General features: G+C 71.1%; 14 protein-coding genes. 1 reads left to right on the top strand and 13 read right to left on the bottom strand.

Annotated features, from left to right (window positions below; translation table 11 throughout):
• Nucleotide 1 precedes the first annotated feature (1 nt).
• The 4 genes from FHX52_RS01295 to rplS all read right to left on the bottom strand — a co-directional run bounded on the left by FHX52_RS01295 (nucleotide 2) and on the right by rplS (nucleotide 2,865).
• Nucleotides 2–775, bottom strand: coding sequence for a ribonuclease HII (locus FHX52_RS01295; RefSeq protein WP_141819220.1), 774 nt, complete (start codon nucleotides 773–775; stop codon nucleotides 2–4).
• An 8-nt stretch (nucleotides 776–783) separates the two neighbouring features.
• Nucleotides 784–1,683: a signal peptidase I gene (lepB, locus tag FHX52_RS01290; protein ID WP_141819218.1), complete on the bottom strand. Its 900-nt coding sequence runs from the start codon at nucleotides 1,681–1,683 to the stop codon at nucleotides 784–786.
• A complete protein-coding gene (gene lepB, locus FHX52_RS01285; protein ID WP_141819216.1) occupies nucleotides 1,683–2,402 on the bottom strand; it encodes a signal peptidase I in 720 nt (239 codons plus the stop codon). Before lepB (FHX52_RS01285) ends, lepB (FHX52_RS01290) begins: the two co-directional genes overlap by 1 nt.
• 70 nt (nucleotides 2,403–2,472) lie before the next feature.
• Entirely contained in the window at nucleotides 2,473–2,865 is a 393-nt protein-coding gene (gene rplS, locus FHX52_RS01280; RefSeq protein ID WP_141819214.1) for a 50S ribosomal protein L19, read from the bottom strand.
• A 251-nt stretch (nucleotides 2,866–3,116) separates the two neighbouring features.
• Between rplS and FHX52_RS01275 the strand changes: the two genes are divergently transcribed.
• Nucleotides 3,117–3,875 (top strand): ABC transporter permease, encoded by a 759-nt coding sequence (locus FHX52_RS01275; protein WP_141819212.1) that lies wholly within the window; start codon nucleotides 3,117–3,119, stop codon nucleotides 3,873–3,875.
• A 9-nt stretch (nucleotides 3,876–3,884) separates the two neighbouring features.
• On the opposite strand, the gene trmD is transcribed toward FHX52_RS01275, so the two are convergent.
• The 9 genes from trmD to ffh form a co-directional block, all read right to left on the bottom strand.
• Nucleotides 3,885–5,069, bottom strand: a complete 1,185-nt coding sequence (gene trmD, locus FHX52_RS01270; protein WP_141821966.1) for a tRNA (guanosine(37)-N1)-methyltransferase TrmD — start codon at nucleotides 5,067–5,069, stop codon at nucleotides 3,885–3,887.
• Between the two features lie 20 nt (nucleotides 5,070–5,089).
• Nucleotides 5,090–5,617 carry a ribosome maturation factor RimM gene (rimM, locus tag FHX52_RS01265; protein ID WP_141819210.1) on the bottom strand — a complete coding sequence of 176 codons (528 nt, stop codon included), beginning with the start codon at nucleotides 5,615–5,617 and terminating at the stop codon, nucleotides 5,090–5,092.
• A gap of 249 nt (nucleotides 5,618–5,866) precedes the next feature.
• Nucleotides 5,867–6,109, bottom strand: a complete 243-nt coding sequence (locus tag FHX52_RS01260; protein ID WP_141819208.1) for an RNA-binding protein — start codon at nucleotides 6,107–6,109, stop codon at nucleotides 5,867–5,869.
• Nucleotides 6,110–6,111: 2 nt separating this feature from the next.
• On the bottom strand, nucleotides 6,112–6,534 hold the full coding sequence (gene rpsP / locus FHX52_RS01255; protein ID WP_141819206.1) for a 30S ribosomal protein S16: 423 nt from the start codon (nucleotides 6,532–6,534) through the stop codon (nucleotides 6,112–6,114).
• A gap of 182 nt (nucleotides 6,535–6,716) precedes the next feature.
• Entirely contained in the window at nucleotides 6,717–7,646 is a 930-nt protein-coding gene (locus FHX52_RS01250; protein ID WP_246069560.1) for a GNAT family N-acetyltransferase, read from the bottom strand.
• Nucleotides 7,636–8,730, bottom strand: coding sequence for an amidohydrolase family protein (locus FHX52_RS01245; protein ID WP_141819204.1), 1,095 nt, complete (start codon nucleotides 8,728–8,730; stop codon nucleotides 7,636–7,638). The genes FHX52_RS01250 and FHX52_RS01245 overlap by 11 nt, the downstream gene beginning before the upstream one ends.
• A gap of 10 nt (nucleotides 8,731–8,740) precedes the next feature.
• Nucleotides 8,741–9,568, bottom strand: a complete 828-nt coding sequence (locus FHX52_RS01240; protein WP_185747027.1) for an alpha/beta fold hydrolase — start codon at nucleotides 9,566–9,568, stop codon at nucleotides 8,741–8,743.
• Nucleotides 9,569–9,847: 279 nt separating this feature from the next.
• On the bottom strand, nucleotides 9,848–10,816 hold the full coding sequence (locus FHX52_RS01235; protein ID WP_141819199.1) for a type IV toxin-antitoxin system AbiEi family antitoxin domain-containing protein: 969 nt from the start codon (nucleotides 10,814–10,816) through the stop codon (nucleotides 9,848–9,850).
• 346 nt (nucleotides 10,817–11,162) lie between these two features.
• Complete coding sequence (ffh, locus tag FHX52_RS01230) at nucleotides 11,163–12,797, bottom strand: signal recognition particle protein (protein ID WP_141819197.1); 1,635 nt, start codon at nucleotides 12,795–12,797, stop codon at nucleotides 11,163–11,165.
• Between the last annotated feature and the right edge of the window lie 7 nt (nucleotides 12,798–12,804).

The raw sequence follows: 12,804 nt of genomic DNA, 5'->3' as shown, positions 1-12,804 counted from the left end.
CTCACCTGACCGTCGTCGCTGTCTGCTCGGGCACGGAGGCGGGCACCGGCAGGTCCGTCATCCCATTCAACACCCCATCGAGACCCGGCTCGTGCACGCCGGGCAGACGCCACGACCGCCGGTGCAGCTCGCACGGCCCGAGGCGGGTGATGGCGTCCATGTGCTCCGGCGCGGCATACCCCTTGTTGAGGGCCCAGCCGTATGCCGGGTGGTCGGCCGCGAGCCCCACCATGAGGTCGTCGCGCTCGACCTTCGCGAGCACGCTGGCCGCGGCGACCGACGAGCACTTCATGTCGGCCTTGATCATCGTCGTCACCGGAGGCGTCGACGGGCCGGCCGCGTCGCCGGAGAAGGCGAGCAGCCCCACCTCGCCCGGTGCGGTGAGCCAGTCGTGGTTGCCGTCGAGGATGACGAGGTCGGGCACCACCCCGAGCGAGTCGAGCGCTCGGGTGCCCGCGAGGCGAAGCGCGGCCATGATGCCGATGGCGTCGATCTCGTCGGGACCGGCGTGCCCGACGGCATATGCGACGGCCCAGCGCTGGATGCGTGGCACGAGGCCTTTGCGGGCCCGCTCGGTGAGCAGCTTGGAGTCCTTGACCCCCACGGGGGCCGAGCGCACCGTCTCGTCGATGACGACGACGCCGACGCTCACGGGGCCCGCGAGGGCGCCGCGGCCGACCTCGTCCATGCCGGCGAGGAGGCGGTGGCCCGAACGCTGCAGGGCGCGCTCGACCCGCAGCGAGGGCTTCTTGGAAGGGGTTGGACGCGCGACCATCGGGACCGTCAGCTCGCAGGGGCCTTCGTCGCGGCCGGCGTCGTCTTCGTGCCCGACGGCTTGACGGCCGGGGTGCTCGCCGGGGCGGGGACCTGCGCGAAGGTGCGCTCCGGCACCCCGAGCCACGTCACGTGGTCGATGGGCCAGACGATGAAGAGGGCTCGCCCGACGAGCTTGTCGATCGGGACCGAGCCGGTGGCGCCGGTGCCGTCGTCGTGGAAGCGGCTGTCGGAGGAGTCGGAGCGGTGGTCGCCCATGACCCAGACGTGCCCGGCCGGCACGGTGATGTCGAACTTCTTGCCCTCGCTCGGCGCGTCACCCGGCTTGACGTAGGGCTCGGTGATCGCGACGCCGTTGACGAGGATCGGCCCGGTACCGCCGTCGGACTGCACGTGGTCGCCGGGCAGCCCGATGACGCGCTTGATGAGGTGGTTCTCGGAGTCCTCCGGGAGCAGCCCGACGAAGACGAGCGCCTCGTGGAAGGGGCCACCAACGGTGCTCGCCCCGCTGTCGAGCCCGGCCAGCCACGGCTGCGGCGTGCCCGGGTCCTCGAAGACGACGACGTCGCCGCGCCGCAGGTCGAAGGGGCCGGGCGTCAGCTTGCTGACAATGACCCGGTCGTCGCGCACGAGGGTGTTCTCCATCGAGCCCGACGGGATGTAGAAGGCCTGGAAGAGCCACGTCTTGACGACGAACGACAGGGCCATCGCGAGCACGATGACGATGACGAGCTCCTTGATGCCGGCGAGAACGGTAGCGCCGAAGCCGCGGGGGCGGTCCTCGTCGTCCTCGAGGTCGTCGTCGAAGTCGTCGTCGTAGTCGTCGTCAGCGCGCCCACGACGACGCTGGAGGTCGTCAGTGCCGCGCCCGCGCGTCGGGTCCTCGGGGCGTCCGGTCTGCTGCGACATCACTCACCATTTCGTGGGACGGGGGCGGCTGGCACGGATGCCAGCTGGCCCTGGTCGACGTATCCGAGCCGACCGAGCGGCCAGTATCGCACCCACACCTTGCCGATGATGTCCTCCCCGGGGACCATGCCGCCACCCGGGTCGCCGAGGTGCGCGCGCGAGTCCGCAGAGGCACCGCGGTTGTCGCCCATCACCCAGAAACGGTCGGGCGGCACCGTCACGTCGAAGGTCATCGTGCTCGGCACCGCGCCGGGGGCGATGTAGGGCTCGTCGACGGCGACCCCGTTGATCTCGAGGCGGCCGTCCGGCGCGCAGCACTTCACGTGGTCGCCGGGCAGGCCGATGACGCGCTTGATGTAGTCGGTCGGCTGACCCTTGCCGAAGATGCTCTGGGCAGCCTCGACGAACGTCTGGAAGAGACCCCGCTCGGGCACGCGCAGGTTGAAGCCCTGCGACGCGTCGAAGACGACGACGTCGCCCCGTTGGAGGTCCGCGGGCGCCGTCAGCCGGCTCACGAGGATCCGGTCACCGATGAGCAGGGTGTCCTGCATCGACCCGCTGGGGATGCCGAACGGCGTCACGAGGAACGTGCGCACGAGGATGACGAGCAGCAGCAGCGTCGCTGGGCCGAGCAGCCAGCGGTGCCGCCGTATGCCGGTCGGCGGGCTGGTGCGCGAAGGCGCGGAGGACCCCTGCTCGGGGGTCGTGTCGGCACTCATGCCGGCCCGACCCGAAGGAGGTCCACCGCGCCCTGCGAGGTCATCCGGACGCCTGCGTCAGCAGACGTCGTCAGGCCTTCTTGGCCGTCGTCTTGGCCGCGCCGGCCTTGGCCGGGACGTTGTCGCGCTTCTCGCGGATCTTGGCAGCCTTGCCGCGCAGACCACGCAGGTAGTAGAGCTTGGCGCGGCGCACGTCACCACGCGTGACGACCTCGATGTGGTCGATGATCGGCGTGTGCAGGGGGAAGGTGCGCTCGACACCGACGCCGAACGAGATCTTGCGGACGGTGAACGTCTCGCCGATGCCGCCGCCGTGGCGACGGATGACGACGCCCTGGAAGACCTGGACACGCGAGCGCGTGCCCTCGACGACCTTGACGTGCACCTTGAGCGTGTCACCCGCGCGGAACGCGGGGATGTCGTCGCGGAGCGACGCCTTGTCGAGTGCGTCGAACTTCTGCATGATGGTCCACTTTCCTGGGCGCCACAGGTCACCCGGCACGATGTTCGTGTGTGCGTCCGTCGGGCCGCGTGGGTCTCCCGCACCCGAGGTCGTCGACCCGGGGGGCGTGCTGGGGACCCGACTCCCCCTGTGGCAGGGGCCGTCGTGCCGGACGCAGTGGTCAAGTCTGCCAGAGCCACACGGCATACCTGAAATCGGCGAGCGCGCGACCCTGAGTGCCCGCGGCGTCATGGCGAGCCTACGGTGGCGCCGTGGACATCTCTCCCGGCTGGCCCGTGGCCATCGCCCTCGTCGTGCTGCTCGCCGTCACCGTCGTGGCCAACCGGCTCGGGCGCATCGATCTCGACCGGGAGGCCGTCGTCGCGGGCGCTCGCGCCATCGTCCAGCTCGGGATCGTCGCGCTCGTCATCACCGCCGTCGTGCGCTCGATCTGGCTCTCGCTGCTGGCTGTCTGCGTCATGTTCACCACCGCCGCGGTGACGACGGCCAGGCGGGTGGGTGCGCCGCGCTCGTGGCACTGGGCAGCGGCGTCGATGGCCTGCGGCGTCGTGCCCGTCGTCGCGATCCTGCTCCTCAGCGGCGCCGTGCCCTTCGTCGGGGTCGCGCTCATCCCCGTGGCCGGCATCGTCATCGGCAACACGATGACGGTTCACACGCTCGTCGGGCGTCGCACGTTCGCGGCCCTGCGCGAGGAGCACGGGCAGTACGAGGCGTGCCTCTCGCTCGGCCTCACCGCACCTCAGGCCATCGACGAGGTCATCGCGCGCCGGGTGCCGGAGGGGATCGTGCCGAGCCTCGACCAGGTGCGCACCTCGGGCATCGTCACGCTGCCCGGCGCCTTCATCGGCGTCATGCTGGGTGGCGGCAGCGCGGTGCAGGCGGCGACGGCCCAGGTGCTCGTGCTCTTCGCGATCATGGCGACCCAGGCGATCACCGCGGGCGTCGAGGCCGCGCTCATCCGTCGGCGGCTCATGCTCGCGCCCGACCTGCGCGTCTCGCTCGTCTCCTGACCACGGCGCCTAGCGACGACGACGCTTGGTGAGGCGCACCGCCCCCGCGGGCGCGTCGCCCGTCTCGGGTGCAGGGCGGTAGCCGGCCTTCCTGTACATCCGCAGGTTGTCGGCGCTGCGAGCGCCCGTGTCGAGCGACATCGTGCGTATGCCGTCCGGTGCGGTCGCCTCGGCGTGCTCGAGCAGGCGCCGGCCGAGTCCCTGCCCCCGGAGGTCCGGCACGACGCAGAGGCGGCCGATGAACCAGTCGTCCTCCTGCCTCGAGGTGCGCACCGCACCCACGAGACGGCCCGCCTTGCGGGCGACCCAGGTCTGCGTCGAGTCGAGGCTCGCCCGCACGTCGGCGAGGGACTCGCGCAGGGCGGGGATGTCGAGCGTGTCGTTGACCAGCGCCTCCTGAACCCAGCAGGCCTTGAAGAGCACGTTGAGCTCGGGGACGTCACCCGGCGTGGCAGCGGCGATCTCGACCTCGCTGTCTCCGTGCGAGGGGTGCAGCAGGTCGGGCCGGCGTGCGGCCGTGCGGGCGAGCCTCTGCCCGTGGCGCCAGGCGGCGATCGCGGCATGGTTGCCGGACAGGAGGATCGGCGGCACCTCGCGGCCGTTCCACTCGCGGGGCTTGGTGTAGAGGGGGTACTCGAGCAACCCGTCCTCGTGCGACTCCTCGACGAGCGACTCCGCGTTGCCGATGACGCCGGGCACGAGGCGACCGATCGCCTCGACCATCGCCAGCACCGCCACCTCACCGCCGTTGAGGACGTAGTCGCCGAGGCTGACGACCGAGACCTCGAGCCCGAGGGTCTCGCGTGCGTGCTCGTAGACGCGTTCGTCGATGCCTTCGTAGCGGCCGCAGGCGAAGGCGAGCCACCCCTCCTGCGAGAGCTCGCGCGCCACGGCCTGCGTGAAGGGCGCACCGCCTGGCCCCGGCACGACGAGGTGGGGGCGACCCGAAGGTGCGCTCGAACCGCCCTGTGCGACAACGTGATCGAGTGCCTCTGCCCACGGCTGCGGCTTCATCACCATGCCGGCGCCGCCGCCGTAGGGAGTGTCGTCGACGGTGCGGTGCCGGTCGTGGGTGAAGTCCCTCAGGTCGTGCACGCGCACGTCGAGCAGGCCGTCCTCGCGGGCCTTGCCGATGAGCGACAGGTCGAGCGCCGAGAGGTAGTCGGGGAAGATCGAGACGACGTCGATGCGCAGTGCGGGCCCGGCGTCGGCAGTCACTCGGTGCCCTCGCGATAGAGGTCGAAGAGGCCGGCCGGAGGGTCGACGACGACGTGGTCCTCCGCGACGACCGGCACCATGTGGCGCATGAAGGGCACGTAGGCCGTGACCCCGTCGGTCAGGCGCAGCACGAGCCGGTCCTGGGCTGCGCCGATCTCGAGCCCGGTGACGGTGCCGACGACGGCGCCGCTCACGTCGCGCGCCTCGAGCCCGACGAGATCCTCCTCGTAGAAGGCCTCGTCGTCGACCGCAGGCGCCGTGCCCGACGTCACGAGCCGGGCGCCACGCAGGCTCTCCGCACCCGTGCGGTCGGGAATCTCCTCGAAGGTCAGCAGCCAGACCCCGTTGTGCACGCGGGTCGACGCGATCGTCAGGGCCTTGGGCACCCCTGAGCCCGGGTCGGCCTCGGTCTCGAGCACGGCGCCGACGGCGAAGCGGGTCTCGGGCTCGTCGGTGTGAAGCCGGACGGTGACCTCTCCCCGCAGACCGTGGGGCTTGCCGATCCGGGCGAGGACGAGACTCATGGCGGCATCCTCTCAGGTTTGTCCCAAGCGGGCGCACCGATCCCGAGGCAGAGGGGTGCGGACGGCCTGCCCCACGGATCGCTCTCTCGATTGCCTGGAGTGCTCTCTCGATAGGACGGGCGCGCTCTGTCGATCGGGGCGGCATACGGGAGTGGGGCAGCCCTTGCCCCGGGCATGCGGAAGGGGCGTCCCGATCGCTCGGGACACCCCTTCTCGTGCAGGCTGTGCGACGCCGTCGGCGTCAGCTGGTCAGCGCTCGCGGTCGGTGTCGACGATGTCGACACGGATGTTGCTGTTGCCCGCGAGGGCGGCCACGACGGTGCGCAGGGCGCTCGCCGTGCGGCCGGAGCGGCCGATGACGCGGCCGAGGTCGTCGGGGTGCACCCGGACCTCGAGCAGCTCACCGCGACGCAGCTCCTTGCGGCGCACGACGACGTCCTCGTCGTGGTCGACGATGCCCTTGACGAGGTGCTCGAGGGCCTCCTCGATCATGCTCAGGCCTCGGCCTTGGCGGCGTCGGACTCGTCGGCCTTGGCCTCGTCAGCCTTGGGGGCGTCGGCCTTCTTCTCGGCCTTCTTGCGAGGCGCGGAGCCACCGTCGTCGGCCTTGCCCGCGGCGGCGATGGCGGCCTCGTAGAGGTCCTTCTTCGCCGGCTTGGGCTCCTTGGTCTTGAGGGTGCCACCGTCGACGACCTTGATCAGGGCAGCGACGGCCTCGGTGGGCTGGGCGCCCTGGGCGAGCCAGTAGTGGGCGCGCTCCATGTCGATCTCGATGAGCGAGGGCTCCTCGGTGGGGTGGTACTTGCCGATCTCCTCGATGGCCCGGCCATCGCGCTTGGTGCGCGAGTCCATGACGACGACGCGGTAGAACGGTGCACGGATCTTGCCCATGCGCTTCAGACGAATCTTGACGGCCACTGGTGTGGTTTCCTCTTCCGTGTTGTGAGCGCGGCAAGACCACGCTGAGATGCGTGGGGGGCCGACACCCGGTGTAGGCGTCCGGGTCAGGCAAGAGAGTTCTGGCCCGACGGGTACAGCCGTCCATTCTGCCAGACTCCGGGAGCTCCTCCGAACCGGCGGCCGCGAGCGCCCGACGGTGCTCAGGCGAACGCCGTGCGCACCGCCAGTGCCTGGCGCACGACCTCCGCCTTGGGCACGTCGACGGCGGCGTCGAGCACCGGCACGGCCGACGGGTCGAAGCCGGCCCGGGCCAGGCCCATGCGCAGCTCGGGAGCGCTCGCCCGGCACTCCACGACGCCGCCGACCGGTGACGAGCGCAGCAGCTCGAAGAGGGTCGACGTCTGCGGCACCGTGCTCGAGGAGTAGAGCGGCACCTCGAGCTCGAGCGCGAGCGCGGCAGCAAGGGTCGTGCCGCCGTAGCCGGCAGTGCCTGTCACGATGCAGGCGACCCGGCGGGCGCCGTGGGGCCGGTAGGGCGCGGCGGGCCAGTCGGTCGCGAGCATCGTGTAGCGGTCGTGGTCACGCCACGCGCGCCGGCCGTCGAGACCGGGCAGGTGCAGGAAAGCGCGGGAGAAGCCCTCGTGGACGAAGCCGAGCGAGCGCACGAGCCCGGCCGAGCGGGCGTTCGCCGGCTGGATGTTGGCCTCGACCCGGTGCAGCGCCATGCCCGCCGGCTCGTCGGCGAAGAGGAGGTCGAGGGTGAGGCTCAGCCCCTCGACGAAGAGGCCGCGGCCGGCATACGGGTCGTAGGCGTCGTAGCCGATCGACGCGCTGAGGAAGGCTCCGCGCACGACGTTGGCGACGTTGATCCGCCCGACGAGGCCGTGCTCCCCGGCCGGCTCGCGCGCGACGACCATGAAGGTGCGGTAGAGCGGCGACTGGCTCGCGAGGACGGTCGGCAGGTTGTGGGGGTCGGGCATCGCGAAGTCGGCGAGCCGCCGGCTCGAGCGGGTCACGGCCTCGACGTAGGCCGGCTCGTCGGCCGGCGTCGGCGGCCGCACGAGCACGCGCTCCCCCACCGCGGTGAGCGGGGCGTCGGCGGGGGGCTCGGGGGTGAGGTCAGAGGACAACGCGACCTCGCAGGACGACGCCGGAGGGATCTGCGACGGCGCCGACGTCGTCGCGTGGGTCGGCCCTCAGGACGACGAGGTCGGCATCGGCGCCCTCGACGAGCCCGGGCCGGCCGAGCCACTCGCGAGCGCCCCAGGTGGCGGCCGAGATGACCTCGAGGTTCGACAGCCCGGCCTTCGTCAGCTCGACCATCTCGGCGCCGACGAGCCCGTGCGGCAGGCTGCCTCCGGCGTCGGTACCGACATAGATCGGCACGCCCGCCTCGTGGGCGGCGCCGACCGTCGCGTAGCGCCGCTCGTGGAGGTCCAGCATGTGGCGGTGGTAGTCGGGGAACTTCTCCTTGGCCGGCTCCGCGAGGCTCGGGAACTGCGCGATGTTGACGAGGGTCGGCACGATGGCGATCCCCTGAGCGGCGAAGGTGTCGATCGAGCCCTCCTGGAGCCCGGTGGCGTGCTCGATGCAGTCGATGCCAGCGGCGGCGAGGTCGCGCAGCGACTCCTCGCCGAAGCAGTGCGCCGTGACGCGGACACCCTCCTCGTGGGCGGCTGCGATGGCGTCGGCGACGGCCTGGCGGCTCCAGCTCGGTGCGAGGTCGCCCACGTCGCGGTCGATCCAGTCGCCGACGAGCTTGACCCAGCCGTCCCCGCGGTGGGCCTCGAGCCGCACGTGCTGGACGAGCTCGGCCTCCTCGACCTCGTGGGCGTAGTTGCGCATGTAGCGGCGGGTGCGGGCGATGTGACGGCCGGCGCGGATGATCTTGGGCAGGTCCTCGCGCTCGTCGACCCACCGGGTGTCGCCCGGCTGGCCGGCGTCACGGATCAGCAGCGTCCCGGCGTCGCGGTCGGTGAGAGCCTGACGCTCAGCCTCCTCCTGCGGCACCTCGCCGTGGGCACCCAGCCCGACGTGGCAGTGCGCGTCGACCAGACCCGGCAGCACCCAGCCCTCGAGCGTCTGGACGTCGGCGGCATACCGGCCCGTCGGTCGCGTGAAGGTCACCCTGCCGTCGACGACCCACAGCTCGTCGACCGTCTCGTCGGGTCGGACGAGGACCTGACCTCTCACGTGGAGCAGCGGCGCAGTCATGTCGACGACCCTACCCAGACCGGTCGCGGGTGAGGGTGACGAGGATGTCGTGCCAGTAGGGCATGAGGGTCGCGAGGTGCCCCGCGCCCTCGCGCACGACGAGCGTCGAGGTGGGCAGGCGCTCGTGCAGCCACCGCCCGTGCTCGAGCGGCACCTGCTGGTCGTGGTCGCCGTACCAGAGCCAGACGGGCGCGCTGATGGCGGCGAGGTCGATGTCCCACCCGACGGCGAAGGCGAGCGCGTCGCGCGAGGCGCCGCGGTAGGAGGGCAGCCCCGGTCGCCCGCTCGGCGTCCACGGCTCGAGGATCTCGGGCGTGACGAAGCCCCGCGCGCCGGAACCGCGACGGACGGCGGTGGTGGCGTCCTGGAGCGCGAGCGCACCGTCGTCGTCGCCGGCGACAGCAGCCCGCACAGCCGGGTCGGCCGCCGACGCCGGATCGAGCTCGAGCAGCGGTCCGACCCCTGCGACGACCCCGACGGCACGCACCCGGTCTGGCAGAACGGCGCCGGCCGCGACGGCATACGGCCCTCCCCCGGAGACGCCGAGCACCGCGAAGCCGTCGATGGCGAGCGCGTCGGCGATCGCGCCCGCGTCGCGCGCCACGGACGCCAAGGTGGTGGCGGCATCGCTCGACCCGCCGTAGCCGGGCCGCGAGAAGGACACGAGTCGCACGCCTGCTTTAGCCGCGGCGCCGTCGCCGAGCGCGCCCTGCAGCCGTCCACCGGGCGTGCCGTGCAGGAACAGGACGGGCGTTCCGCCCGAGTCGCCGCCCTGCCAGACGTCGAGGCCGCGCCCGTCGGGAAGCCTCACCCGTGAGCGTCCGTCGACGGTGACCACGCTCCCGAGCGTATGCCGCCTCGACCCGCCGGTGGACCAACTCGGCTCGAGTGGTCGTGGAGCAACACCAAAGCCCAGTTGATCTCCCAGTTGATCCCCGAGTTGATCGACCTTACGACCCAACCCGTACCTGACCGCGCAGCGCACGCCCTCGGGCATCAACTGGTGGATCAACTCCCGCCTGCTGTCGCTCTGACGACACCTCCCACGAGTTGATCCCCGAGTTGATCGGTTCGGATGTTGGCCCGGCGCTCAAACCTGCCTGCAGTGCCGGCGTCGTCAGCCAGAGACACGGCTCATCCAGTCGCGTGGTGTGGCCGTGACGTTCGGGCGCGGTCGCCGGGAGGCACGAGCGTGCCCGGACGACACCCGGGCCAGCACCTTCTCGGGGCGGCGTTCGATCGCGTTGGGCGTCACTCCCACCACCTCGATGCCCGCATCACGGAGGTCTTCGTCGGTGTCCACGGTCGCGTCCCAGTCGAGGGCTTCAGCGTGGAAGCGCCGGGAGTGGACCATGAGCGCGAGCCCCACGTCGTCGATCCACAGGTCGGGCGTGGTCAGGGGCCGACCCAAGGCGTCGACGAGCACGGGGTTCGCCATGACGTGCGGGAACAGGCCGGACGCGCGAACGATCCCGGCGAGCTTTGCCTCCGGCACCGACCACAGACCTGTCGCGGCCTCTCGCACGGCAGTCTTGAGACGCACGGTGCCGTTGCGACGCCGAACGGCCAACCAGTGCTGCACGTCGTCGATTCGGACCTGCCGGTCCTCCACTGCCGCGATGACCAGGGCCCGGGCCGCGTCGTCATCACACGCCTGAGCGGCAGCGTCGACGAGCGCGCGCGGACGGCACGAGACGCGCAGCGGTCCGCGCTGCACGAGACGCTCGTTCGTCAGGCTGGTGGCGCGGATCGACACCCAGGCGATCTGCTTGCTGGTCGCAGGAAACGGGACCATGACGTGCACCGGCAAGGTGTTGTCGGCTCTGGCCAGCCCATGCCATGCGGCCGCAGTCGCGCCGCTCAGCCAGGACTTCGGGCCGGCCGCCAACAGAGCTGCCACGAGTCTCTGGTCCCACGTCGGTAGCCCGGGAGAGAGCAGGATGACGCCCGGCAGCAACGATCTCCACCGTCGACCGGTCTGCCACCGGATCATCGCCGGCGGGACACCGGCCTCGAGCAGCTGGCGTCGCGTGACGACGCCCCACTGGGTGGACGCGAGCTCGGCGAGGTGGTCGGGCAGCTCCATGCCCCCACTTTGAGGTCCGGAAGTGCGCGGATCTCCGCCTCATCCACAGGTCGCGCCCCGCAGTCGGGGCTCTCAGGCTGCTCGATTCCAGACGGCAGGATCAACAGGTCGATCAACTGGTGGGAGGTGTCGCCAGAGCGACAGCAGACCCCAGTTGATCCGCCAGTTGATTCCGTGGGCGCCGTTGTGGCGACCGATCGCCATCAACTGGTGGATCAACTCGCCTTTGGTGCTGTTGGAGCAACACCAAAGCCAGGTTGATTCACCAGTTGATCCGCAAGTCGATGCAAGCCCATCGGTGAGGTGATGCGCGTCGGCACCGATCAGCGAGCGGCACGTCCTCCGGTCAGCGGCCGCCGAGGAACTTCTCGAAGCCCTTCGGCAGGTTGTTCGGGTCGAAGCCGGCCATCGGATCGGCGGCCTGTCCGTCGCCTTCCGCACCGGCACCGGGCACACCGAAGGCGCTGGCCGCGGCTGCCGACCGGCCGGCCGACGCCTTGTCGGCCGCCGCTCGCTCCTCGGCCGCACGCTTGGCGGGGTTGCCGCTCTTGCTCTTCTTGCGCTGCGGCTGCTGGGGGCGGCCGCGCTTGCCGGTGCCGGGGATGCCCGGCATGCCGGGCAGGCCACCACCGCCGCCGCGGGCCATCGACTTCATCATCTTCTGCGCGTCGCCGAAGCGGACGAGCAGCTGGTTGACCTCGGTCACCGTGACGCCGGAGCCCTTGGCGATGCGCGCGCGCCGCGAGCCGTTGATCTGCTTGGGGTGGGTGCGCTCGAAGGGCGTCATCGAGCGGACCATCGCCTCGACGCGGTCGAACTCCCGGTCGTCGAAGGCGTCGAGCTGCTCGCGCATGCCCTGCATGCCCGGCATCATCTTGAGCATCGACTTGAGCGAGCCCATCTTCTTGATGGCGTTCATCTGCTGGAGGAAGTCCTCGAAGGTGAAGTCCTCCTCCGCCATGAACTTGCGCGCCATCTCATCGGCCTGGCGCTTGTCGAACGCCTTCTCGGCCTGCTCGATGAGCGTCAGCACGTCACCCATGTCGAGGATGCGGCTGGCCATGCGGTCGGGGTGGAACACCTCGATGTCGGTGACCTTCTCACCCGTCGAGGCGAACATGATCGGCTCGCCCGTGATCTCGGCGACCGAGAGGGCGGCACCACCGCGGGCGTCACCGTCGAGCTTCGAGAGCACGACACCGGTGAAGGCCACGCCGGCGTGGAAGGCCAGTGCGGTCTCGACGGCCGCCTGACCGATCATCGCGTCGATGACGAAGAGCACCTCGTCGGGACGGATCGCCGCACGAATGTCGGCGGCCTGCTCCATGAGGTTCTCGTCGACGGCGAGGCGGCCGGCCGTATCGACGATGACGACGTCGTACTGCTTCGCGCGCGCCTGCTCGATGCCCATGCGCGACACGGCGACGGGGTCGCCGAACGACCGCGTGCCCTCGCCGGAGTCGAGCACGGCGTCGTGGCCGCCCATGTTGCCGCGCTCGGGCGCGAAGACGGGGACTCCGGCGCGCTCACCGGTGACCTCGAGCTGGGTGACGGCGTTGGGTCGCTGGAGGTCGGCAGCGACGAGCAGCGGCGTGTGCCCCTGGTCCTTGAGCCACTTGCCGAGCTTGCCCGCGAAGGTCGTCTTGCCCGAGCCCTGCAGGCCCGCGAGCATGATGACTGTCGGAGGCTGCTTCGCCAGCGAGAGCTGTCGGGTCTGCCCGCCGAGGATCGCGACGAGCTCCTCCTGCACGATCTTGACGACCTGCTGGGCGGGGTTGAGCGCCTGGCTCACCTCCGCACCGAGCGCCCGCTCGCGCACCTTGCCGGTGAACCGCTTGACGACGGGCAGCGCGACGTCGGCGTCGAGCAGCGCCAGCCGGATGTCACGGACCGTCGCGTTGACGTCGTGCTCCGTCAGGCGGCCCTTGCCGCGCAGGTTCTTGAAGGTGGCGGTCAGCCGGTCAGACAGGGATGCAAACACCCGGCAA

Origin of the sequence: Humibacillus xanthopallidus, assembly GCF_006717145.1 — a bacterium.
GTDB classification, from domain to species: Bacteria; Actinomycetota; Actinomycetes; order Actinomycetales; family Dermatophilaceae; genus Humibacillus; species Humibacillus xanthopallidus.
Note: the sequence above shows the minus strand (reverse complement) of the source record. Positions and strands in the feature narration are given on the sequence as shown.

Excerpts from the sequence above, each read along its gene's own strand:
- FHX52_RS01295 (WP_141819220.1), bottom strand. The coding sequence starts at position 775 with ATGGTCGCGCGTCCAACCCCTTCCAAGAAGCCCTCGCTGCGGGTCGAG.
- lepB (WP_141819218.1), bottom strand. The coding sequence starts at position 1,683 with ATGTCGCAGCAGACCGGACGCCCCGAGGACCCGACGCGCGGGCGCGGC.
- lepB (WP_141819216.1), bottom strand. The coding sequence starts at position 2,402 with ATGAGTGCCGACACGACCCCCGAGCAGGGGTCCTCCGCGCCTTCGCGC.
- rplS (WP_141819214.1), bottom strand. The coding sequence starts at position 2,865 with ATGCAGAAGTTCGACGCACTCGACAAGGCGTCGCTCCGCGACGACATC.
- rimM (WP_141819210.1), bottom strand. The coding sequence starts at position 5,617 with ATGAGTCTCGTCCTCGCCCGGATCGGCAAGCCCCACGGTCTGCGGGGA.
- FHX52_RS01260 (WP_141819208.1), bottom strand. The coding sequence starts at position 6,109 with ATGATCGAGGAGGCCCTCGAGCACCTCGTCAAGGGCATCGTCGACCAC.
- FHX52_RS01245 (WP_141819204.1), bottom strand. The coding sequence starts at position 8,730 with ATGACTGCGCCGCTGCTCCACGTGAGAGGTCAGGTCCTCGTCCGACCC.
- FHX52_RS01235 (WP_141819199.1), bottom strand. The coding sequence starts at position 10,816 with ATGGAGCTGCCCGACCACCTCGCCGAGCTCGCGTCCACCCAGTGGGGC.